The organism is Carboxydothermus hydrogenoformans Z-2901, from assembly GCF_000012865.1.
In the GTDB taxonomy this organism is placed as follows: Bacteria; Bacillota; Z-2901; order Carboxydothermales; family Carboxydothermaceae; genus Carboxydothermus; species Carboxydothermus hydrogenoformans.
In genome coordinates this window covers 226,747-250,742 of sequence record NC_007503.1, presented here as the reverse complement: position 1 = coordinate 250,742, position 23,996 = coordinate 226,747, and the positions used below count along the sequence as shown (strand labels likewise).

Below are 23,996 nucleotides of genomic sequence, written 5' to 3'. Positions count from 1 at the left end.
AAAATAACCCTCCTTCATAAAATTTAAAATAAAGGCTCACTGGTCATTTCCTCGGGTATTTCCAGCTCTAAAATTTTTAAAATCGTCGGGGCCACATTAGCCAGACTTCCCTTTTCCTTTAACTTAATTCCACGGTATTTTTCCCCCACCAGAATAAAGGGGACTGGATTTGTGGTATGCGCGGTATGCGGGCTGCCATCTTCTTCAAGCATTTTCTCGGCGTTGCCGTGGTCAGCGGTAATTATGGCCGTTCCTCCTAAAGATAAAAACTTATCTACCACCCGTCCCAGGCATTCGTCCACCGCTTTTATGGCCCGGACGGCCGCTTCAAACACCCCGGTATGGCCAACCATATCGGGATTGGCGTAATTTAAAACAATTAAATCGTAACCCTTTTCCATTTCCTCTAAAAGCTTTTCCGTGACTTCATAAGCACTCATTTCCGGTTTTAAATCGTAAGTTGCAACTTTCGGCGAAGGAATTAATATTCTTTCTTCCCCAGGATAGGGTTTTTCGACGCCACCGTTAAAGAAAAAGGTCACATGAGCGTATTTTTCCGTTTCGGCAATTCTAAGCTGCTTTTTTTGTTTTTTGGAAAGATATTCGCCCAAGCAATTTTCAATCGTCTGGGGTAAAAAAGCTACTGGAGCTTTTATCGTTTTATCGTATTGAGTAAAACAAACAAAATGTAGATTTTCTATCTTTTTCCGGTTAAAGCCGGTAAAGTCGTCGTCCACAAAAGCTCTTGTTATCTGCCGGGCCCGGTCGGGACGGAAATTGAAAAAGATGATGCTATCTCCTTCTTTAACTACTCCCCGGGGCTGACCTTCGGAAGTCAAAACCACCGTAGGAGAAACAAATTCATCGGTTTCCCCCCGGTCGTAGGCTAAAGCCACCGCCGCCTCCGGCTCTGTTACTTTAAACCCTTCCCCAAAAACCATCGCCCGGTAAGCTTTTTCCGTCCGCTCCCAGCGCTTATCCCGGTCCATAGCGTAATACCGCCCCATCACCGTGGCAATTTGGCCAAAGCCAAGTTCCTTTAACCGAGCTTCCAAAGCTTCTATGTATTCCCGGGCGTTTTGCGGCGGCACATCCCGGCCATCGAGAAAGGGGTGGATAAATACCCGGGAAAATTTTTCCCGGCGGCAAAGTTCTAACAAAGCAAAGAGGTGTTCAATATGGCTATGCACCCCACCATCGGATAATAACCCCATGAGGTGGAGATTGCCTCCGGTTTTTTGAGCATGATTTACAGCCTCTAAAAGCTCACGATTTTGAAAAAAGCTGCCTTCCTCTATTTCTTTGGTAATCCGGGTTAATTCCTGGTAAACAATCCTTCCGGCTCCCATGTTGAGGTGGCCAACTTCCGAATTGCCCATCTGCCCGCGGGGAAGACCTACCGCAAGTCCCGAGGCCTCTAAAATTGTATGGGGGTAATTATCCCAGTACCGATTGAAATTGGGAGTTCCCGCCTCTTTTATACTGTTGCCATAGGTAGTTTCCGCTATACCCCAGCCGTCTAATATTGTCAGTAATACAGACACTTTAAGTCCTCCTTAAATACTGCCTTTAACTATTGCGGTAAAGCTTTCTACTTTTAAGCTGGCACCGCCTACTAAGGCACCGTCGATATCCGGTTTGGCAATAAGCTCTTTAATATTTTCCGGCTTAACACTACCACCGTACTGAATGCGAACTTTATCCGCTATCTCCCGCCCGAAAAGCTTTACCAAAAGTTCCCGGATAAACTGGCACACTTCCTGAGCATCATCGGGAGTTGCGGTTTTTCCGGTACCAATTGCCCATACCGGCTCGTAAGCAATGGTCAGGTTTTCGGCCTGCTCTGCCGTAACTCCAGCCAGGCCCTTTAACACCTGAATTTCCACTACTGCCTTGGTAATTCCCCGTTCCCGCTCTTCCAAAGTTTCGCCAACGCAAAAGATAGGATTTAGTCCCCAGGTAAAAGCTGCCTTTATTTTCTGGTTAATAAGTTCGTCCGTTTCCCCAAAGTAAGCTCTCCGCTCGGAGTGTCCCAAGATTACGTACTTAACCCCTATATCTTGAAGCATGGCCGGAGATACTTCACCGGTAAAAGCCCCTTCCTTTTCAAAATGCATGTTCTGGGCTCCCAGAGCAATATTGCTCCCCTCTAATGCTTCCTTAACCGGCCACAGGGCAGGAAAAGGCGGACAGACCGCTACGTCCACACCGCTAACATCTTTTAAGCTATCGATGAGCTCACGGACAAATCCGGCCGCCTCGACAGGGGTTTTATACATTTTCCAGTTGCCAGCAATAAAAGGTTTTCTCATACCCCGCCCCCCGTAATTACTTATCGTTTAAAACTTCAACTCCGGGAAGTTTTTTCCCTTCTAAAAATTCCAGAGATGCTCCCCCGCCGGTGGAAATATGGGTTATTTTGTCCGCAACTCCGGCCTTTTCTACCGCCGCAACCGAGTCTCCACCGCCGACCACGGAAAGAGCGCCGCTTTCGGCTACCGCTTCGGCTACCGCAACAGTACCCCGGTCAAAGGGTTCCACTTCAAAAACCCCCATCGGCCCGTTCCAGACAACGGTCTTAGCTTTTAAAATCTCTTCCCGGAAATGCTTTGCGGTTTTTTCGCCAATATCCAAAGCCATTTCTTCAGCAGGAATGCTGTCAACCGCTACAATTTTGCTGGGTACGCCCGCTTCAATCCTGGGAGCCACCACCACGTCACTCGGCAGCAAAAGTTTAACTCCTACTTCTTTTGCTTTATTCATTAACTCCCCGGCTAAATTTACTTTATCCTCTTCCACCAAAGATTTTCCGGTTTCATAGCCCATAGCTTTTAAAAAGGTGTTGGCCATGCCACCGCCAATTAAAAGAACGTCAACTTTGCCGAGAAGATTTTCAATCACCCCGATTTTATCGGAAACCTTGGCTCCACCAATAATAGCCACAAAGGGCCGTTCCGGGTTATTTAATGCCCGGGAAAGGAAGTTAATTTCTTTTTCCATTAAAAATCCGGCTACAGCCGGTAAATACGATGCTATACCGGCGGTAGAAGCATGAGCCCGGTGAGCAGCCCCAAAGGCATCGCTGACAAAAATTTCGGCAAGCCGCGCCAGTTTTCGGGCAAATTCCGGATCATTTTTTTCCTCTTCGGGATAAAAGCGTACGTTTTCTAAAAGAAGTACTTCTCCCGGCCGTAATTCCCCGGCCATTTTTTCCACCTCAGGCCCCACTACATCGGGAGCCATTTTAACCTCTATACCAAGAAGCTCGGCCAATCTTTTAGCAACCGGTTTTAAGCTGTATTTTTCGTTAAATTGACCTTTGGGTCGGCCTAAATGAGAGGCGACGATAAGTTTAGCCCCTTGTTCTCTCAAGTACTGGAGGGTAGGAAGGGCTGCCCGGATGCGAGTATCATCGGTTATTTCCCGGTTCTCATTTAAAGGTACGTTAAAATCAACCCGCACAAAAACTTTTTTGCCTTTTACCTCCACATCTCTTATAGACTTTTTGTTCATAACACTCCCCTTCCCTTCTTAAAATGGGAAACGGGGGACTTGGCCCCCACTATTATAAACCTTTTTTGGCAATGTAAGTCGCTAAGTCCACCAGACGGTTGGAATAACCCCATTCATTATCGTACCAGGCAATAACTTTGGCCATATTGTCTTCAATTACCATGGTAGAAAGTCCATCAACAATAGAGCTCAAAGGATTACCGTTAAAGTCCACCGAAACCAAGGGGAGCTCGGTATAACCAAGGATGCCCTTTAATTCTCCTTCGGCAGCTTCCTTTAAAGCAGCGTTAATTTCTTCCTTGGTTGCGGGTTTTTCTAACTCCACCACTAAGTCAACTACCGAAACATTGGGTGTAGGTACCCGCATGGCAAAGCCGTTTAATTTTCCTTTTAATTCGGGAAGAACTAAGGCCACCGCTTTTGCCGCTCCGGTTGTGGTGGGGATTATGGAAGTAGCTGCAGCCCGGGCCCGACGTAAATCTTTGTGAGGAAGGTCTAAAATCCGCTGGTCGTTAGTGTAAGAGTGGACGGTAGTCATCAAGCCTTTAACAATCCCAAACTTTTCATGCAGCACTTTGGCCACCGGCGCCAGGCAGTTAGTTGTACAGGAAGCATTGGAAATTACATGGTGGTTCGCCGGATCGTACTTATCCTCATTTACTCCCATAACGATAGTAATATCTTCATCGGTAGCAGGCGCAGAAATGATTACCTTTTTGGCTCCAGCTTCCAGGTGTTTTACCGCATCAGCCTTTTTGGTAAATTTTCCGGTAGATTCAATAACAATTTCTACCCCTAACTCCTTCCAGGGTAAGTTAGCCGGGTCTTTTTCCGCATAAACTTTAACTTCTTTACCATTTACCACGATAGCATCATCTTTGGCCTCCACATCAGCAGCAAAAATCCCGTGAACCGAGTCGTATTTCAAGAGGTGGGCCAAAGTCTTGGCATCGGTTAAGTCATTTACCGCTACAATTTCAATTTCCGGATTGTTTAAGGCTGCCCGAAACATATTCCGGCCAATCCGGCCAAAACCATTAATCCCTACTTTTACAGGCATCCCAATTCCTCCTTTATATTAAATTAAATTAGAAAAAAATAACTATGCTTCTCTTGTATTATAAAACGATATTTCTAAGGTAGGCAAGTTTTAAAGTAATCCCAGCTACCCTTCCAAAATGTTTTTATTTTTTGAATATTAAACATACGAAAAGGCGGGTTGCACCGCCTTTTAAACTTAATTTTTTACCGGCTTCCAGTCTTTAAACATTTCTCTTAACTGCACTTTGGCAATCTTTCCGGTAGAAGTTTTGGGAATTTGGCAAACTTGGGCGCTAAAAATTCCCCGTACTAAGACGGGCTTGTGCCCGCCGGAATTTCTACACTTTTCTCCGTTTTGCTGCCGCTAAAATCCCCATTTCTTCCCGGTATTTAGCAACGGTCCGTCGGGATATTTTTACACCCCGCTGGGTTAAAATATCGGCAATTCTCTGGTCCGATAAAGGATCCTGGGGATTTTCCCGGGCAATCAGTTCTTTAATTTGCGCTTTGATACTGGTGGAAGAGGAAAAACCTCCTTGACCGCTTTCCAACGCCGAAGCAAAGAAGTACTTCATTTCAAAAGTCCCCCGGGGAGTAGCCATATATTTATTGGCGCAGGCCCGGGAGATGGTCGATTCGTGTAAATTCAACGCCTTTGCCACCTGTTTTAGGGTTAACGGCTTTAAATATTTTAAACCGTACTCTAAAAATTCCCGTTGATAGTCCACAATGAAACGAGCCACCCGGTACAGGGTAAAACGCCTCTGTTCGATACTTTTGATAAGCCAGAGGGCTTGATTTAATTTTTTCTCCACATATTTTTTCGTTTTTTCATCGTAATCCTTTTGTTTTAAAATGTTTTGGTAAATTTTATTAATATTTAAACGGGGTAAAAGGCTGTCGTTAACCAGGATTATATATTCACTTTCCACTTTTTCCACAGTGATATCCGGTACCACGTACCTTACTTCTTTTAGCGTAGCAAAATTTCTTCCCGGCTTTGGGTCTAAACTTTTTATTATATCCATCGCCTGGTAAACTTCCTCTACCGTTACTCCCAAGCGATTGGCCACTTTCAAGTACTTGCTCTGGGCTAAATCGGGTAAATAATTGGAAATTATCTCTTTTAACAAAGGAGTTAAAATATTTTTTTGCTCCGCCTGAATTAAAAGACATTCTAAAAGCCCCCGGGCGCCAACTCCTGGAGGATCAAAGGTTTGGATAATTTTTAAAACCCGTACCACTTCTTCTTCTTCCACTTTCAGCCTTTCAGAAATTTCCTCCACCGGGCAGGTTAGATAGCCATTTTCGTCAATATTGCCAATAATAAACTCTCCGATTTTATTATCAAGCTGGGGTAAATTCAATAAATGAAGTTGTAAATAAAGATGTTCCCACAGGCTGCTTTCGGAACTTGCCGGTTCAAAACCTTTCCGTTCTTCATCCTCTTGCCTCAAGCCCATCCCCAAATCACTGGAATCGGCAAAATATTCAGCAATTTCCCGCAATTCCTGATATTCTTCATTTTCGCCCAATTCATTTTCCTCTTTATCTTCACAAATTTCAATTTCTAAAAGCGGATTGGTTTCCACCTGCTGTTCAATAAAACTTACTAATTCTAAAGTATTCAATTGTAAAATGGTAATGGCCTGTTTTAGCTCGGGCGTTAAAACAAGCTTTTGCGTCTGTTCTAAATTCAGTCCAAAATCCATCGGCATTCGTCATTCACTCCTAAGAAGAAAACCTTTATGTAAATAATTCGCCCAAAGCTTAAGATTATCCTTCTTGTTAATTTATATGAACCAACTTTTTAAAATAAACCAAAATAAAACCGCTTAAAACTACAGCTAAAACAACTGCAAAAGAAAACTGTTCCTCTAAGAAAAGATAGGGATGTAAGCCAAACCCCCAGTCAACAACATCTTCCAGAATAAGCCAAATTACACTGTAAAAATAGGCTTTTTTGGTCACCGGTAGACCCTTCACGTAAATGATACTTTCCACAATCATACCCAGGTGACTTAAAAAAAGCATTACCTCAACCGGCTCGATTCGTCCGGAAAGATACCAAAACTGCATTAAGATTCCCAAGGCCCAGAAGCCGTATTTAAAGCACATCATCCCCGCCCAGAGGGTAAGAGCAGTAATTTCCCGTCCAAAAAGCATCAAAAAAAAGGCCAAAGTTAACAGCGTTGTCGACACGGGACTGTCGGGGATTAACGGCCAGAAAATAAGCGGTTCTTGCAAAAGTTGTCCCCGGTACCAGAGGTACCCCCAGATACTGCCAAATAAATTTACCAGCAGCAGCAAAAAAACATAAAGCTTTTTGCGGGGGTTTTGCCAGTAGTCAGCGATTACCCCGGTAATTTTACTCAATTTTTTTCACCACCCGGGCGGGCACTCCCACCGCTAACACCCCGGGAGGAATATCTTTCGTCACCACCGCTCCCGCTCCAATCATTGCTCCATCCCCAATTTCCACTCCCGCCAAAATTGTAGCGTTTGCACCAATTAAAACATCCCGGCCAATTTTAACTGGCCCGGTTTTAAAGCTCTCCACACGAAACTCGTGGGTTAAAATCGTAGCATTGTAACCAATAATGGTGTTGTCCCCAATTTCGATTAATTCGGGAAAAAGCACATCGGGCATCATCATTAAGCCAAGGCTCACATTTTTACCAATTTTCATCCCAACACCGTACCGGTAAAGCCACCGCTTTAATCCGAGAAATGGCAAATACCTGCCTATGCTGATAAATATAAAATTTTTAGCCACTTTAAAAAAGTTTACATAACTGCGCCAGTAGTACATCGAGTTCTCCGGTCCCGGCTTGGGATATTCCTTTAACCTCCTCATACTCCCTCCGGATTCAGTTCAAGTTTTAAACCATCCTTACCGGCAATAGTTTTAATTCCGGATTTCTCCCTTACATACCGGGCCATCTTCTCCCGCAAATCTTCGGGATAAAGACAACAGTAGTTAAAGTGGGTAAGCACCGCTAATTTAACTTTACTGTCCTTTAAAAGATGGGCAAGACCTAAAGTGGTTAAGTGCCGGTGCATCCAGGAATTGTGAGCGGTTACATTGGCAATTAAAATATCCACTTCGGAAAAAAATTTTTTAAGATCCTCGCGATAATCCACAACCTCAAGAAAATCGTTAACCGGCCCCATTCGTTCCACCTTTTTAACTCCCGTTAAACTCTGGTAGCTTAAAATGTAGTTGGTATCGCTGGTATAACCGATGGCCAAATTTTTGTATTTTAAAATAAATCCGTAATTTTCTTCCCCGTGATACGCAGCCACCGGTATTACCGTTACTTTTCCAATCTCCACTGGAGTGAGCGCTTTTAAAACCACCACTTCCGGTCCCCCGGAATAAAAGCCGGTATTAATTCCCTGATGAAAGGGACTTATCATGCGGTCATCTAAAACCTTGCCGGGAGCCAGGAGAAAACCTCTACGGGCAAACATTCCCCAGCACATACCTTCAATAATTGGTTCCGCACCACCGTAGTGGTCCTGATGGCCATGGGAGATATAAACAGCAGAGATACTACCTAAATCGATGTTTAACTCCCGGGCCCGCACTATTGCCGACGGTCCAGGATCAACCCACATTAAAAATTGTTCAAGTTTAATAATAAAGCCCGCGGTATAAGGGTTCTGGGTTAAAACCGCTTCGGGATTGCCCCCGGTGCCGGCAAACAAAATAAAGCTTTCTTTGCTATTGTTCGGTTCCTTCCTTTTCCTGAATCTTTCCCGGGCCAGTTCAATTCCATAAATTGTTTTTTCTCTAAGTTCCCGATCAAGCCCTTCTAAATCCATTACCCAAGCGCCCCGTTTCTTATTTTTTCAGCTATAAGTTCTAATTTGCGAAAGCGGTGATTAACTCCGGATTTAGTCAGGGGAGGGGTTAAAAGACTACCCAGTTCTTTTAAACTTAAATCCGGATTGTCCAGTCTTAAAAGAGCAATTTCCTTTAAAGCCGGTTCTAAGTTATCAAGGCCTATTTTTTCCGCTATATATTCAATATCTTTAATTTGCTTCACCGCCGTTTTTACCGCTTTTTTGATATTGGCCGTTTCACAGTTAACCAGGCGATTTACCTGGTTTCTAACTTCTTTCACCACCCGAACGTTTTCAAATTTTAAAAGCGACTGGTGAGCCCCTATCAAACTTAAAAAGGATAAAATCTGTTCCGCATCCTTTAAATATAAAAAAGGAGCAGTTTTCCGTTTTAAGAGCCGAAAAGTAAAATGGTACTTTTGCAAAACCTTTGAAACCTGCCGGGCAAAAGCCTCATCGGGCAGGTTTAATTCCAAATGATAGTCTCCTGCCGGATCGTTTAAAGAGCCACCGGCTAAAAAAACGCCCCTTAGAAAACTTCGCCGGCAACAATCGTTTTTTATATAATTTTCGTTAATGCGGTTAGATAAATTCCCTTTTTCATCTATAAAGCCATACTCTTTAAGAAGTTCGTCAACATGTTCTTCAACTTCAATATAATAAAAATTTTTTTGGGAAAGTCTCCCGTGGTCCTGCACCAGGGTTTTAGTTTTAAAACCATTATTTTTTAGAAGAATTAAAATTTTTCGCGCCAAAAAAGAAAGGGGAGTTTTAAGGGATAGTTTTAACTTTTTATTGGAAATACCCAAATCCCCCAGCATCTTGACGTATGCTCCCAGTTCCGCCCTCTGGCAGCAGCTTTTCTGGGGGATAATGTGGGCCAGCTCTTCTTTCGTTTCCCGGGCAAAAGACATGTTACCACCTCAAAAAAATTATACCATACAACCACCTGACCGGCCAGGAGTGGTACTTCCGGAGCGCCCCGGGAATAAAGGAAGGATTGTATCTTTAACATAACCCGGTAGAAATTTTTTATGCTCCCTTTTCCACGTATCTTCCCTTAAATATTTTTCTAACTGCTCCACAAATTGCCTCCGACTCATGTGGCCGGTAACCCGCAAGCGTTTTAAGCGGTACAAATCGCAACCCCGGGCATTAATTCCCAGCTGGGTAGTAGTGGCAGCTCGAAAACCGGCTTTTTTTACAATTTCTACAATTTGGTCATTGTAAAGACCATAGGGATAACAAAAATATTTTACCGGGCGCTTAAAATGCGCTTCTAACATTTTTTTGGAATTAAAAATTTCCTTTTCCGCTAATTCCAGCGGTACTTTTGTTAGCCGGGGATGGTTAACGGTATGAGCGCCAAATTCAATCCCGTAATTGGCCATTTCATCTATCTGTTTCCAGGTTAACATGTAATTGGTAGGCTTTCCTTCCCGCTCATCCCACTCGTTAGTTTTCCCAACAATTCCGGTAATTATAAAGATTGTAGCACGAAACCCGTATTTTTTTAAAATGGGAAAGGCATAAACGTAATTATCCCGGTAACCATCATCAAAAGTTATCACAATTGGTTTTTCCGGTAAGGGCTTACCGAATTCAAGATAATCCACCGCTTCATCCAAAGATACCGTGTGAAAACCATGCTCCTTTAAAAAGCGCATCTGCCAGTCAAACTCCCGTGGCAAAACTCTAAGCCCAAGGCCGCCGGTTTTAGGGTCGGGGTTTACCTTATGATACATTAAAATCGGTACCCCTCGCTCCCGGTAATCGGCAAAGGCTTCCCTGGGAAAAGAAAGCCATCCGACGGTAACAATACTTGCCACAGCAATTAACGCCAGTAAAAAGGCAAGTAATATCCGCTTCATCTATTTTCCCCCATTTGCTTAAATTTTTTCCGCAATTTCCTTCCGGTAAAAATTTATAATTACCCGGGCCAGTTTCTCCGAATCATGGCGTAAATACTGCTTCTGGTCTAATAACGGTGCTTTTATCACCTTTTTAACCCCAAGCTTTTTTAAAAGCTTTTCGTTTACCGCCACCGGCTGCTGTCCTTCCCGCTGATATTTAGCTAACAATTGTTCGGCAAAGCTTTCGTTATTTACCAAAACATAATCCACAATCGGTCCCGCGTGCTCTATAATAGCCTGCAAGTGGTCGTGCGCTGCAAAGCCAGCGGTTTCTCCCTTTTCGGTCATTATATTCATAACATAAAGAACCGGCGCCCGGCTTTTCCTGATGCTCTCCACCACCCCTTTTACCAGCAAGTTCGGGATAATGCTGGTAAAAAGGCTACCCGGTCCTAAAATTATCAAATCCGCTTCCAGCAACGCTTTCTCCACTTCCGGCAAAGTCTTAGCTCCCGGTGGATGGAGATAAACCCTTTTAATCGGCACCGCTACTTCCCGAAAACGGCTCTCTCCCACCACTTCATCGCCGTTTACAAGAATACCCCGCAAAACCACCTTATCTTCCGTCGAGGGGTAAACAACACCCCTTACTTTTAAGATCTGTCCCAGGGAAAAAACCGCCTGGGAAAAATTTCCGTTAATTTTCCAGAGGGCAGCTAAAAGCAAATTTCCCATGCTGTGACCGGCCAAATCACCTTCGGTAAAACGAAACTGCAATAAACTTTCCATGAGACTTTCTTTATCCGCCAGAGCCACCAAACAGTTTCTTAAATCCCCCGGTGGCAGCATACCCATTTCTTCCCGGAGTCGGCCAGAGCTTCCTCCGTCATCGGCTACCGTTACAATAGCGGTAATGTTACTTGTGTAATGTTTTAATCCCCGAAGTAAGGTGGCAAGTCCGGTTCCACCACCAATAACCGCAATTTTTGGGCCCCTTAAAAGCTTTTTTCTAAGATAAAGTTCTTCAATGACATTTCCCCGTTCGTCCGGATACAAACTCTTTAAAACGGAATTTAAGAGCTTTTTAAAACCATATGCAATTAAAAAAATACTTATACATAAAACAATCAACAAATAAAGCCTTTGGTTTTCAACTATTAAAAGGTGAAAACCCCAGGCAAAGGATAATATTCCCGCAATAATAAGCAAAATGTATCTCTTAATTTTTAAACCGGGGTACAACCATAATAAATATTTTTTCATTACCTTATTCCTCCCGGTGTTTTTCCAGATCCCGGTGCCGCAGGTACACTTCGTAATTTTTTTCTTCTAAAGTCCTGGCCAGAAAATTAGCAATAGCTACCGACCGGTGCCGGCCACCGGTACAACCAATGGCGATGACGAGATTGCTTTTTCCTTCTTTTTGGTAAAAGGGCATTAAAAATTCAATAAGATCCAAAAATTTTTCGGTAAATTTTTTGGTAACCTCATAATTAAAAACGTAATCATAAACCGGCTTATCGCTTCCGGAAAGGGGTCTTAGTTCCTTTACGTAAAAAGGATTGGGCAAAAAACGAACATCCATAATAAGGTCGGCATCTAAGGGTAGACCGTACTTGTAACCAAAAGTTACGATATTTATGGAAATTTTGCTGCGCTTTTGCTCTTCTCCGTAATAGTTTAAAATCTCGTTTCGTAAATCTGCCGGCTGTAAATCGGAAGTATCTATTACTTTATCGGCTCTTGCCCGTAAATTCTCTAAAAATTTTCTTTCCTTTTTGATGTTATCTAAAATTTGACTGCCCCGTACTCCCAGCGGATGCCCCCGGCGATTAGCTTTAAACCGTTTTAATAATACTTCGTCCCGGGCTTCTAAAAATAAGATCTCGTACTTTATTCCAAGCTTCGTTAACTCTCCCAGAGCCCAGTCTAAGTCCTGAAAAAACTTCTGCCCCCGGACATCCACCACCAGAGCTACCTTCTCTATTTTATTTTCCGCATGAGCTACCAGTTCCGCAAACTTGGGCATCAAAACCGGAGGCAAGTTATCCACGCAAAAATAGCCAAGATCTTCTAAAGCGCGCATTGCCTGCGTTTTACCAGCTCCGGATAGTCCCGTTACAATTAAAAAGCGCATTATTCCACCCACCGTTTAATTTAATTCAGATCTTTTTATATTCAAAACCCTGTCCAAAGGAAAATTATAACGCAGCAAAAGCTCTTCCCCGCTTTTTAGTTCGCCCACCGTTTGGGGGTAGTGGGCGTCACTGTTAACCATCAGTTTTGCTCCCGTTTTTAAAGCTGCCAGAACTATCTCATCCTTGGGATAGTTATGTCCGGTATTTATTTCCAACGCCACCCCGTATTTAGCACAAACCTGCGCCAGTTCCTCTAAATCCACGGGTAGAAAAAGGTTGGGATGACTTATTACCAGGGGGCGGTATTTTTCTATTGCCCGGATTAACGCCCGGGTATTTACCCGGACAAGATACTTTTTTATACCGGAAAAAAGCCGGCCTAACAGGTTAGGAAGGACAAACAAAAAGCCATCTTTTAAAGTTTTGGGTAAAACATACGGGTGAAGACCAATAATTAAAAAGTCAAGGGCGGAAACAATTTCCCTGCTAATATCAATATCCCCCTCTAATGAAATAACATTTGCTTCCGCCCCCACCAGTATTTTAATTTTGGAAAATTCTTTTTCAAGATTCCGCGCTTCTTCTTTGATGGTTAAATAGACCTTTTCCTGCCGTACCCCGGTACCAATATTGGCCGGACCGTGGTCGGAAACTCCGTAAAAAAGTAAACCTTTCTTTAAAGCTGCCCAGACATTTTCCCGTAAACTTCCCCGGCCATCGCTATAGCGGGTATGGGTATGAAAATCACCGGAAAACATTTGATCCCATCCTTTAAGAAAACCGCTCCAAGGCTAAAGCTATCGCTCCCATGACTCCGGTTTTACTCCCTAAAACAGCTTTTTTTACCGTTAAATCTTTATAGGGCTGGGGTAAAGCCTTCTCTGCCAGCTCTTCTCGAATTAACTCTAAAAAGGGTTCGCCAATATTTATAACCCCGCCTCCCAGGACGATTAGAGATGGGTTTAAGAGGTTCACCACATTGGCCAGACCTATCCCCAGATAAAAAGCCACTTCGTTTAATATTCCTTTTGCTTCCGGGTCGCCCGCTAAAAACGCTTCCCCCACCGTTTTAGCGTTAATAGCCTCAATATTCCCCTGAGCCAATTTTAAAATTTCCTGGCCAAAACCTTCGGCCACCAATTGCCGTGCCCTTTCTCCTATTGCCGTACCCGAGGCCATTACTTCCAGACAGCCCCGTCGGCCACAATTGCACCGGGGACCCCCCGGTTCAACAATGGTATGGCCTAACTCACCGGCACTGCCGGAGCTTCCCCGATAGAGCTGTCCATCTATTATTATACCCGCACCAATCCCGGTACTTACGGTGACATAAACCATGTCTTTATGGCCCCGGCCAGCACCGTACCTGTACTCACCCAAAGCTGCTAAATTGGCATCGTTATCAACTTCCACCGGTAAACGGAGCAACGCTTGCAAATTTATTTTAAGCGGGTAATTTTGCCAGGGAAGATTGGGAGCGGTAATAAGCGTTCCGGTACGGTGGTCCACCGTTCCCGGCGCACCAATCCCGATTCCCAGCACTTTTTCCTTCGGTACTGCGCTTTTGGCAATAACTCCTTTAACCATATTCCCAAGCTGGTGTAAAAGTTTTGTTTCGTCTTTGGTAGTCGGCTCAATTTCTTCCGCCACTATTTCACCATTTAAGTTAGCCAGGGCAGTATAAATTTTCGTACCTCCCAGGTCTATCCCCACAACATAATTTCCCATCTTACTGCTCCTTCCGGATAATTGTTCCCGGGACTTCGGTCACCCGCGCAACTCCGGTTAAAAGCATCGCTTCCCTTAGTTCCTTTTTAATTTTCTCAAGGTAAATTTTAACTCCTTCGGCACCACCGCCAAAAGCTGCCACAATTATCGGCCGCCCTATTAATACTCCATCCGCTCCCAGCGCCAAAAGTTTTAAAACATCGACACCGGATCTTACTCCTCCATCGGCCAGGATGGTGATTTTCCCTTTTACTCTGGCAGCAATTTCCGGCAGGACATCGGCAGCCCCGGGAGTTTCATCCAAAACCCTTCCTCCGTGGTTGGAAACCACAATGGCTTTCGCCCCGGCTCTAACCGCTAATTCGGCCTCATCAGGGGTCATGATACCCTTTAAAATAAACGGAAGCCTGGTGGAATTAACAATTTCCATTACTTCTTCCAGGGTTTTCGGACTGACCGGCTGCCCCTTTAAAGCCATCGTTAGTAATCCGGCTCCATCAATATCCACCCCTACAGCAATAGCTCCCGTTTCTTCCGCTTCTCTAATCCTTTTAATTATCTCCTCTTGCGCTCTTGGTTTAATAATGGGAATACCTTTACCCTCCACTTTTTTAATCGCTTTTAACCCCGAACCGTACATGGTGGGATCGGCTCCATCTCCGGTAAAAGCTAAGGTCCCAGCTAAAAGGCTACCTTCGGCCACCGCTAAAGTATACTCTTCTTCGGTTAACGCTCCGCCCATGTTGTAAGTGGTTCCGGTAATCGGAGCAGCAAAAACCGGCATGCTTACCTTAACCCCAAAAAGTTCAAAGGTTAAATCCGGTTCTTTTACTCCGTGAATCGTTCTTAAATTTAACTTATACCGGGAAAGAGCCCGTAAATTTTCCTGAAAAGCTTTTCCGGTACCTACTCCTCCCATTCCCGGTACTTCTCCGGCGCATGCCCGACCGTCACACACCGGGCAAACCCGGCAAAATCCTTTGAGTTTTTCTCTGGCTGTTGCCCTAATTTCTTTTAAGTCCATAAAAACCTCTCCCTTCTTTTAATTTTTTAAAATAATTTCATTTATTAAATAAGCAATTCCATCCTCATCATTAGCCGGTACCACCAAGTCAGCCCGGCGTTTAACCTCCGGTAGAGCGTTGCCCATGGCAACTCCCAAACCGGCCGCCTCTAACATTTCCAGGTCGTTATAGCTATCTCCAACCGCTACCGTTTCCGTTAATGAAATCCCTAAATGTTGAGCTAAGATTTTTAGAGCCTCTCCTTTATTAACGCCGGCAGCTAAAAACTCTAAATAATGGGGTTTCGATTTGGTAATGTGAAGAACTCCCCGAAACTCACCGTTAGTTTCTTCCCAGAGCTGGTCTAATTCTTCTGGATCCCCAATAGCTAAAAGTTTAGTAGGAGCTTTTTTCCCTAAAAGTTCTTCTATATTGCTTACTACCCGAAAAGGAACGCCCGCAATCTTGCTGTAATCTCTGATATATTGATTGTCTTCCTCGACCAAAAGTTCATCGTCCTGGTAAACATTAAGGTGAAAATGTCCTTTTACCCTGCGGTAAATAGTAAGAGCCAGCTCCCCGGGCACCGGCTGGTGGTATACTTCCCGTTCCGAACGGGAATATTTAATCAATGCCCCGTTATAGGTAATCAGAGGAATGTCTCCTAAAAAAGAAAAAGCATATTTTTTGGCCGAACGGTACATTCGTCCGGTAGCCAGGGTCACGATAATCCCTTTCTTTAAAGCCTCTATCACCGCTTGTTGTACCCGTGGCGAAACCTGCAATTCCTTGTTTAAAAAAGTATCATCCAGGTCCACAGCTAATAATCGGTACCGCAAAAAATCACTCCATTTCCAAAAGCTCTTTTAATCTTTCTGCTATTTCCCGGGTAATTCCGGGAACCGCTGTAATCTCTTCAACCGTTGCTTCTCTAAGGTTTTTAATGCTGCCAAATTTATTAAGAAGTTGTTTTCGCCTTTTGGGACCAATTCCTTCTACTTGCTCTAAAAGAGAAGCAAGGGTTTTAACCCGCTTTTTTTCCTGGTAACCTCTGGCAAAACGGTGGGCCTCATCTCGTACCCTTTGTAACAATTTTAAACCTTCCCGGTCCTGTGTCAATAAAAGAGAGTCCTTTTTCCCGGGAAGAAAAATTTCCTCCTGCTCCTTGGCAAGGGCAATTACCGTAAACTTCCCCAGAAGATTAGTTTCTTTTAAAGCATCCATAGCCGCGTTCAACTGTCCTTTTCCGCCATCGATCAACACTAAATCCGGCAGCTCTTCAAAAGAGCCATCGGCTCCTCCCTCTTCCTGTAAAGCAAGGTACTTTTTAAAGCGCCGCAAAACCGCTTCAAACATCGCGGTATAGTCATCATTGGCCGCACTGCGGATGGCAAAACGCCGGTATTTTCCCTTTACCGGCTCACCGTCAATAAATACCACCATTGATGCTACCGTTCCCGTTCCAGCCAGGTGGGAAATGTCGTATCCTTCAATTCTTCTTGGAACCACCGGAAGGTTTAAGGCTTCTTTTAAGTCCATTAAAGCCTTTTCGTTTAACAATTGTTTCTTTTCATTTAATTTAATTTTTTCATCCAGAGTAAAGTTTACATTTTCTAAAGCCATTTTTAAAAGTTCAAATTTTTCTCCCCGCTTCGGGACCGTAAATTTGGGCTTTTTCCCAAATTTAAGTTCAAACCAGGAATTGAGAAATTCTTCATCTAAATTTTCCCTGGTTGACAGGATAATTTCAACAGGAACTTCTTTGGCCTCTCCATAGTGGGTTACTAAAACTTGATTTAAAAGCTCCCCGGTTTCCATCTCGCCGGTAAAGGTATAAACTTTCTGCCCTAATAAATTCCCCTGGCGAATAACAAAAATCAATCCTACCCCCAGGTTTTCCCTGTTAGCAACAACCACTACATCGGCATTTCTCTGGCCACGGGAAATCTTTTGTTTCGCCAAAATTTTTTCCAAAGCTAAGATCTGGTCCCTTAATTTTGCCGCTCGTTCAAATTCGAGATTATCAGAAGCTATGGCCATTTCTTTTTTTAATTTTTTAATTAAATTTTCGCCCCTGCCTTCCAAAAAATCTACCACCATTTCGATTTCTTTAAAATATTCTTCCCGGCTAATTTCCCCGGCACAGGGGGCGGAACATTTTTTTATATGAAAGTTTAAGCAGGGACGCTTCTTCTGGGCAAAAATCGTTGGGGTACAGGTGCGAAATTTAAATATTGACCGTAAAAGCTTGTACGTTTCGTTTAACGCACCCGCATCGGGGTACGGACCAAAGTAGCGTCCACCATCATTAACTACCCTGCGGGTAATTAAAAGCCGGGGAAACTCTTCACCGGTAATTTTCAGGTAAGGATAAGACTTATCGTCTTTCAGCAAAATATTATACCGGGGCCGGTATCTTTTTATGAGGTTTTGTTCTAAAATTAAAGCTTCTACTTCCGTAGAAGTAATAATCACTTCGATGTCCCTTGCTTTTTCCATCATTACCCTGGTTTTAGGCAAAAGTTTTTCCGGAGGTTGAAAGTACGAACGCACCCGATTTTTCAGGTTTTTAGCCTTGCCAACGTAAATAACCTCGCCCTTTTCGTCTTTATAAAGATAAACTCCGGGACTGTCGGGTAAATTCTTGACTTTTTCCCATAATGTCAACTTTAATCCCTCACTTGCTCCATTCGCTTTAAAAACCAGCCTTTCACATCTACAGAACCTCGGACTCCTTCCGAAAAATTCTTTAAAAATTGCCTGACTTCATCGTCCGACGCATTAAGCCGCCAGCCGTTTTTATGGATAAACAGTACCGTTAAGATAAAAGCAAAAGCAAGATTGCCCACAGGAAAAGGTTTAAGCCTGATAATTGCCTCAAAAAGAGCAGCAGCTTTATCGGTCATTTCCGGATAAATTTCCCTTCCTCCAATAAACGTTTTGGCGTAAGGCTCGGCTAAAGCTTTATCTAAAGCATCCACATTTACCGCCATCAACTTTTCTTCCCCGTAATAGCGGTAATAAGCATTCAAGCATTCTTTTAAATTCATCATGAAGAAAACTCCTCCACCACAAACCCGTATTTTTCCAGTAATTTCTCTACCGGACTCTTTCCGGAAGGTATCTTGCTTTCCTTTCCAACAGCCCCAAAGGTTTTAACGATAAAACCATGTTCCCATGGTTCAATAATCAGCGGATCTCCTTCTTTAATCCCCAGGCTTTTAACGTACTCCTGGGGAATGGAAACTACCAAACTGTTGCCCACCTTAAAGGTTTTGCGCACGTTCACCCCTAAAACCTCCTGTGTATATACTGTATATATTATAGCACAAAAAAATAGGCTTTGGAGAACAATCCCCAAAACCTACTTTAAATACCCCTAAATATTATGCCCGGCAAGTACTACCTTGGCATCGATGATTAATGCACCTTTTTCGTAAACGAATACCGGATTAAAATCAATCTCTTTAATTTCCGGAATTTCCTCCAAGAAAAGCGAAAGCCTTCCCAAAATTTCCTGAATAATTTTCAGATCATAAGCTTTTTGCCCGCGATAGCCTTTTATAATTTCGTATACCTTTGTTTCTTTGATCATTTCTAAAGCTTCTTCCCTGGTAAATTTATAATTTAATCTTAATGCTATATCGTTTAAAAGATTTACGTATATTCCTCCCAGGCCAAAGGCTAAGATTGGACCAAAAACCGGGTCCCGATTTGCTCCTATGAATATCTCTAAACCAGGTGCTATTTGTTTTTGTACCTCAACCCCAAGAATTTTCGCCTCCGGTACTTTTTTGGGAACTTCCAGGATCATTTTTTGATAAGCCCTGATTGCCTCCTGTTCGTTTTTAATGTTTAAGGCAACGCCACCTACATCCGATTTGTGCAGAAGATCAGGAGAAACAATTTTTAACGCTAATGGAAAACTTATTTCTTCAATTGCTTTGCGCAGTTCCTGGACATTTCGTACAAGTTTTACCGGCAGCACCGGAAAACCAAAAGCTTTTAAAACTTCTGCCGTTTCATAACCTGTAAGATTTCTTCTTCCTTCAACCAGGGCGTTTTTGATAATTTCCCGGGCTAATTTCCGGTCGATATCATCAAAACTAAACTCTGTTTTTCCTTCCTTTTGCTTTTCCCGCCAGCTGTAATAACGATAAAGGACTGCCAGAGCATCTGCCGCTGCTTCAGGAAAAGAATAAAAAGGAATCTTATTTTTATTTAAAAGCTCTTTTGCTCTTCTGCTATCAACCCCGCCTAAAAAACAAGCAACCACCGGTTTATCTGGATTTTTCCTTCGACCATTAATTACCGCCTGCACCATTTTTTCCATATCTATAACTGCCGTTTTACCATAAACCGCTACCACGCCGTCCACTTTCTCATCGTCCAGTACTGTCTTAAGCGTCATCGCATACTTTTCCTCATCGGCATCTCCCAGGATATCAACGGGATTGCCAAAGCTCGCAGCCCGGGGTAAAAAGGTCTTTAGTTCATTAATGGTTTTGGCCGATAACCCGGTAATATTTAAACCATTTAATTCCAGTCGGTCAGCAGTAATAACTCCTGGACCTCCTGAATTGGTAACAATCCCGATGTTTTTACCGGTAACTTTCTGTCCGGAAGCAAAAACCCTGGCATAAATAAACATTTCTTCTAAAGTTTTAGCCCGGATTAAACCGGTTTTGGCAAAAGCCAATTTATAGCCTTCTATGCTTCCCGCCAAAGCTCCGGTATGTGAACTGGCAGCTTTAGCACCGGCTGTGCTGATTCCCGCTTTAAATACCACCACCGGTTTTAATAAACTCGCTTCGTAAGCTTTTTTTAAAAAACTACTGCCCTCCACCACATCCTCAATATAAAGCAAAATAACAGCGGTACCGGGATCATTGGCAATTGCCGGAAGAAAATCCGCTTCATTTAAGACCGCTTTGTTTCCCATACTAATCATGTAGGAAAAGCCCAAATCCTCTTTTAAGCTCCATTCCAAAACGGTAGACAATATTGCTCCCGATTGCGAAACAAAGGCAATTTCCCCCTTAAGGGGGGCTGTGCGTAAAAAAGTAGCATTTAATTGCAAATTATTATTCACAATCCCCACACAGTTCGGACCTAAAACCGGCATCTCAAAGTCAAGGGCTATTTTTTTTATCTCTTCTTCCAGTAAAGCCCCTTCATTACCCGTTTCTTTAAATCCTCCTGAAATCACCACCGCCGACTTAACTCCAGCTTCAGCCGCCTCTTTTAAAGCAACTACCGCTTTTTCCGCCGGCAAAACTATAACCGCTAAATCTACCGGATACGGTAAGGAAAAAACATCCGGGTAAACTTCGATTTCCTGAATTTTCTTTACCCTGGGATTAACTCCAAAAACTTCTCCTTTATACCCGGAAACAATATTTCTTAAAATAGCGTTGCCAAGCTTCTCCGGTTTTTCCGAAGCACCAATTACAGCGATGCTCCGGGGATTTAAAAGCTTTGCAACTCTTTCCTTAAACTTCTCTGTCGGCGCTATTTTTAAAGCTTCCATTGTTACTCCCTCCTGGTCTATTGCCTCAACACATTATTCATAGCAATAATTATTCCATAGGGTATTAAACCAGAAGGAAGCAAAAAAAAGAAAATTTTTTCACACTTTTTGGAAATATTTTTCCGGAAACATTTTTCAAATTTTCACAACCTGCTTTCCGGGAATAACAGCCACCTTATCGTAATTTTTTTTCGCCAGGGCTTCAAGAGCCACCGCCTCTGCTTCTTCCCGGCAATCTTTACAGCTTCCCGGCATAACAATTGTAGCAAATCCGGAAACCACCCGGTTCCCAACGTAAGCATAACTGCTCAACCCAACGTAGCCCGGGCACCGGTCGCAAAGCTTTACGGTTGTAACCCGGTGTTCGTGAAAGCCCTCGGTATCGTAAAATATTGACCTGTTATAAGAGTAGTAACCGTTATGTTTCCTTTTTTCTTCTTCTGCCAATTCTTCCCGCATCCGCCAGCGCTCCAGCGTGACAGCAGCAAGCTTCTTAGCATAATCTTTGTGCCTTGCCCGGTATTCTAAAGGTAGCCCCTTTGGTTCTACAACCTTTTCGTAACTTTCCCCGTAAAGGGCAAGCAAAATAGCTAAATTTACATACGGTAAAGCCCCTTCAATGGAATACCCGCCCTCCAATACCGCCAGGTCCGGCTTGATTAGCTCGGTAATCCGCCCGTAACCCCGGGCGGTAACCGCCATCCGGGCTAAAGGGTCGGAGTAATGATTATCCTGTCCTGCCGAGTTAATAATGAACTCCGGCTGGAATTCTTCCAAAATGGGTAAAACCGCTTCTTCCAAAAGATACAATATTTCCTCATCACCGCTGCCCGGAGGAAGGGGTAAGTTTATGGTAGTACCGTAAGCATTGGGAGTTCCGGCCTCATCTATAAAGCCCGTTCCGGGATACAGGGTCCGCCCATCCTGATGCAAAGAAATAAACAAAACATCGGGATCATGGTAAAAAATATCTTGGGTCCCATCGCCGTGGTGGACATCGGTATCGATGATGGCAATCTTTTTAACCCCTTTTACCCAGCGAAGATAATCCACAGTAATAGCGACATTGTTTATATTGCAAAAGCCCCGATTGCCGTAAACCGTTCGGGTAGCATGGTGTCCCGGCGGTCGCACCAGAGCAAAACCGTTTTTTACCTCCCCGGCTAAAATCCGTTCCGCCAGCTCAATGCAGCTTCCCGCCGCAATTAAATGGGCATCGGTAACGACCTTTTGGGTATCGGGTATTGTTAGGTGAACCCTCTCCACATCTTCTACTTTTCCCGGCCGGGCACTGTATTCCACAAACCCCGGGAGTTCTAAAATCCCTTCCTCCATTATCTGGTCCCGGGTATATAACAGCCGTTCTTCCCTTTCCGGATGGGTAGGGGATATGGCCCAATCAAAGGCGGGGAAAAACAAAAGACCGGTTTTATTCATACAAAATCCTCCCTTCTACCGGCCGTAAAATCCCGGCCGGCACCGCTATTTCCAGAATAAATATTTTGTTTTCCGTCACCATATCCCGCACCACATTAAACTGCTCAAAGTAGATTAGTTCTTCACTGCCGGGAGGATAACGCAGGTTCATCCTTTTAGCACCAATGCGAAAAACAAACAGAGCAAATTCTTTAACCTCATCTTCGCTGTAATTTTTTAGTTTGGGAATGGCCTCTTTGTAACCCCATTCCGGTATGGCCACATATTTTTGCTCGGTATCGATATAAACGGTAATGGAAAGATTATCCCGGGCCAGGGCTGCTCCTAAAGCATTGGCCACTTCGTAATTTTCATAAATTACCCCTTTCATTCCAAGTTTTTTAGCTATCAGCAAGGTGAGCGGGTAAGCTCCTCCCCCTACTCCACTTAGCAATTCAGGTTCAAATTTCTTCCCCGTCATAATTTCATAAATCCGGTAGCGAGGTTCGTTTTCCCAGCGCTTAAAAGTATTTTTTACTTCCTGGACCACGGTATCGGTAAATATATCAACAATTTTTTGGGCCACATCAAGGGAAGTTAACCCGGTTTCCTGGGCAAGCTTGTGGATTCCCCGCTTGGCCCGCTGGAAATCCCCGTAATCTATTAAATTTAAAAACCTTAAAGCGTCGGTAACGGTAACCGCCGGACCGCCCAGACAGTAGGCCGGACCCTGGCGCTGTCCGGTAAAGGTAATTTCTCCGTCCAAAACGGTAACCGCCGTATCACCACCAAAAGGAACTGATGTAACTGCTAAACTCGGTACCGAAGTTAAAAATTCCCCAATATCCGCCCCTTTATGGGAAAGAAGCGGACGCTGGTTTAAAACTAAAGCAATATCGGTGGTGGTACCTCCAATATCCAAAACGACTATGTTTTGGCAGTTGCAGAGGGCATAAGCCCCTAATGCGCTTGCCGCCGGGCCGGAATAAAGAGTAGCCAGCGGGTAACGCTCAACTTCAAGAAGTGGTACAATCCCCCCATCTCCTTTCATGATAAAAACTACGTTTAAGGGGATCTTTAAAGCATAAAAGATTACCTTTAATTCCTCAACAAAGCGGTTAAACTCATCTTTTATCATCAGGTATAAAACCGAAGTATAAATCCGCCGGAGATAATTCAAACGCCCCCCGGTCTTATGCCCAAGAGCGGTTTTTATTTGCGGGTTGATTTTTTTGACAATCTGGTAAAGCTTTCGTTCAAGTTCGGGATTTCTTACCGAAAACTTCCCCACCAGCGCTACTTTCCTAAACCCCTGAGCCAAAAATTCCTGTAAAGCTTGTTCTACTTCCTTTTCGTTAATTTCTTCTAAAACCCGACCGCGAAAATCGACCATTCCGGAAACTACCTTCACCGGAAAGGGAAAGTTTATTTTTTCATAATCCATCCCCGCCCCCGGAAGCAACAAGGCCGCCGCCCGGTCGTATTTTCGCTCCGCCACCAAATTGGTAATTAGGGTAGTGCTCAAAACCACCCTTTTAATAGGCTGATTGTGCTGGGCTATAAGCTTCGCTAATACTTCAGCAAAGGTTTCCGGCAGGTTTTTTTTCGTAACCACTTTAGCCTTAGCCACAACCCTGCCCTGATCTAAAGCAACTCCGTCGGTATACGTCCCCCCTACATCAATGCCTACAATCATTCCTTTCTCCCCCGTAACAAAACTTTTTTCTTTATTTTATCACTTAAACTTTCAAGACTTAAATAAAATTTACATGAATGTTTCTAAGATTTTATATTTTTAATCTTTTCGAATATACTTTTTACTACTTATAGTATTGCTAATATTGGTAAAATTTATCATTTTTTTGTTTTTTTTAAGAAGGAATTTGTTTGTGAATGTCGTATTTATAGTTATAGTCAGATTTTA

Annotated in this window: 22 protein-coding genes; all 22 read right to left on the bottom strand. The window is 43.6% G+C overall.

Annotated elements, in window-relative coordinates:
• Positions 1–23: 23 nt before the first annotated feature.
• Complete coding sequence (gene gpmI, locus CHY_RS01270; RefSeq protein WP_011343231.1) at positions 24–1,544, bottom strand: 2,3-bisphosphoglycerate-independent phosphoglycerate mutase; 1,521 nt, start codon at positions 1,542–1,544, stop codon at positions 24–26.
• 12 nt (positions 1,545–1,556) lie between these two features.
• The gene (gene tpiA, locus CHY_RS01265; RefSeq protein ID WP_011343230.1) at positions 1,557–2,312 is read right to left on the bottom strand and encodes a triose-phosphate isomerase; all 756 of its coding nucleotides are present in this window, start codon (positions 2,310–2,312) and stop codon (positions 1,557–1,559) included.
• A 16-nt stretch (positions 2,313–2,328) separates the two neighbouring features.
• Positions 2,329–3,513, bottom strand: coding sequence for a phosphoglycerate kinase (locus CHY_RS01260; protein ID WP_011343229.1), 1,185 nt, complete (start codon positions 3,511–3,513; stop codon positions 2,329–2,331).
• Positions 3,514–3,565: 52 nt separating this feature from the next.
• The gene (locus CHY_RS01255) at positions 3,566–4,573 is read right to left on the bottom strand and encodes an ArsJ-associated glyceraldehyde-3-phosphate dehydrogenase (protein WP_011343228.1); all 1,008 of its coding nucleotides are present in this window, start codon (positions 4,571–4,573) and stop codon (positions 3,566–3,568) included.
• Between the two features lie 319 nt (positions 4,574–4,892).
• Positions 4,893–6,272: an RNA polymerase factor sigma-54 gene (gene rpoN, locus CHY_RS01250; protein ID WP_011343227.1), complete on the bottom strand. Its 1,380-nt coding sequence runs from the start codon at positions 6,270–6,272 to the stop codon at positions 4,893–4,895.
• 70 nt (positions 6,273–6,342) lie between these two features.
• Positions 6,343–6,930, bottom strand: a complete 588-nt coding sequence (locus CHY_RS01245; RefSeq protein WP_011343226.1) for a DUF1405 domain-containing protein — start codon at positions 6,928–6,930, stop codon at positions 6,343–6,345.
• Positions 6,923–7,411, bottom strand: coding sequence for an acyltransferase (locus CHY_RS13515; RefSeq protein ID WP_011343225.1), 489 nt, complete (start codon positions 7,409–7,411; stop codon positions 6,923–6,925). The genes CHY_RS01245 and CHY_RS13515 overlap by 8 nt, the downstream gene beginning before the upstream one ends.
• Entirely contained in the window at positions 7,408–8,382 is a 975-nt protein-coding gene (locus CHY_RS01235; RefSeq protein ID WP_011343224.1) for an MBL fold metallo-hydrolase, read from the bottom strand. Before CHY_RS01235 ends, CHY_RS13515 begins: the two co-directional genes overlap by 4 nt.
• On the bottom strand, positions 8,382–9,317 hold the full coding sequence (gene whiA / locus CHY_RS01230; RefSeq protein ID WP_011343223.1) for a DNA-binding protein WhiA: 936 nt from the start codon (positions 9,315–9,317) through the stop codon (positions 8,382–8,384). Before whiA ends, CHY_RS01235 begins: the two co-directional genes overlap by 1 nt.
• Before the next feature lie 18 nt (positions 9,318–9,335).
• A complete protein-coding gene (locus CHY_RS01225; RefSeq protein ID WP_011343222.1) occupies positions 9,336–10,274 on the bottom strand; it encodes a polysaccharide deacetylase family protein in 939 nt (312 codons plus the stop codon).
• Between the two features lie 18 nt (positions 10,275–10,292).
• The gene (locus CHY_RS01220) at positions 10,293–11,519 is read right to left on the bottom strand and encodes a gluconeogenesis factor YvcK family protein (RefSeq protein WP_011343221.1); all 1,227 of its coding nucleotides are present in this window, start codon (positions 11,517–11,519) and stop codon (positions 10,293–10,295) included.
• Between the two features lie 4 nt (positions 11,520–11,523).
• Positions 11,524–12,393 (bottom strand): RNase adapter RapZ, encoded by an 870-nt coding sequence (gene rapZ / locus CHY_RS01215; protein ID WP_011343220.1) that lies wholly within the window; start codon positions 12,391–12,393, stop codon positions 11,524–11,526.
• Positions 12,394–12,408: 15 nt separating this feature from the next.
• Positions 12,409–13,152, bottom strand: coding sequence for a PHP domain-containing protein (locus CHY_RS01210; protein ID WP_011343219.1), 744 nt, complete (start codon positions 13,150–13,152; stop codon positions 12,409–12,411).
• Positions 13,153–13,165: 13 nt separating this feature from the next.
• Complete coding sequence (locus CHY_RS01205) at positions 13,166–14,122, bottom strand: ROK family protein (RefSeq protein ID WP_011343218.1); 957 nt, start codon at positions 14,120–14,122, stop codon at positions 13,166–13,168.
• Position 14,123: 1 nt separating this feature from the next.
• Positions 14,124–15,146 carry an alpha-hydroxy-acid oxidizing protein gene (locus CHY_RS01200; RefSeq protein WP_011343217.1) on the bottom strand — a complete coding sequence of 341 codons (1,023 nt, stop codon included), beginning with the start codon at positions 15,144–15,146 and terminating at the stop codon, positions 14,124–14,126.
• 18 nt (positions 15,147–15,164) lie between these two features.
• Positions 15,165–15,965, bottom strand: a complete 801-nt coding sequence (locus tag CHY_RS01195) for a Cof-type HAD-IIB family hydrolase (RefSeq protein ID WP_011343216.1) — start codon at positions 15,963–15,965, stop codon at positions 15,165–15,167.
• A 4-nt stretch (positions 15,966–15,969) separates the two neighbouring features.
• Positions 15,970–17,793 carry an excinuclease ABC subunit UvrC gene (uvrC, locus tag CHY_RS01190; RefSeq protein WP_011343215.1) on the bottom strand — a complete coding sequence of 608 codons (1,824 nt, stop codon included), beginning with the start codon at positions 17,791–17,793 and terminating at the stop codon, positions 15,970–15,972.
• 2 nt (positions 17,794–17,795) lie between these two features.
• On the bottom strand, positions 17,796–18,179 hold the full coding sequence (locus CHY_RS12560; RefSeq protein WP_011343214.1) for a type II toxin-antitoxin system death-on-curing family toxin: 384 nt from the start codon (positions 18,177–18,179) through the stop codon (positions 17,796–17,798).
• Positions 18,176–18,415, bottom strand: a complete 240-nt coding sequence (locus tag CHY_RS01180; RefSeq protein ID WP_041537604.1) for an AbrB/MazE/SpoVT family DNA-binding domain-containing protein — start codon at positions 18,413–18,415, stop codon at positions 18,176–18,178. Before CHY_RS01180 ends, CHY_RS12560 begins: the two co-directional genes overlap by 4 nt.
• Positions 18,416–18,505: 90 nt before the next feature.
• The gene (gene acs, locus CHY_RS01175; protein WP_011343212.1) at positions 18,506–20,656 is read right to left on the bottom strand and encodes an acetate--CoA ligase alpha subunit; all 2,151 of its coding nucleotides are present in this window, start codon (positions 20,654–20,656) and stop codon (positions 18,506–18,508) included.
• Positions 20,657–20,791: 135 nt separating this feature from the next.
• A complete protein-coding gene (locus CHY_RS01170) occupies positions 20,792–22,093 on the bottom strand; it encodes a histone deacetylase family protein (RefSeq protein ID WP_011343211.1) in 1,302 nt (433 codons plus the stop codon).
• Positions 22,086–23,768, bottom strand: a complete 1,683-nt coding sequence (locus CHY_RS01165; protein ID WP_011343210.1) for a hydantoinase/oxoprolinase family protein — start codon at positions 23,766–23,768, stop codon at positions 22,086–22,088. Before CHY_RS01165 ends, CHY_RS01170 begins: the two co-directional genes overlap by 8 nt.
• Positions 23,769–23,996 lie beyond the last annotated feature (228 nt).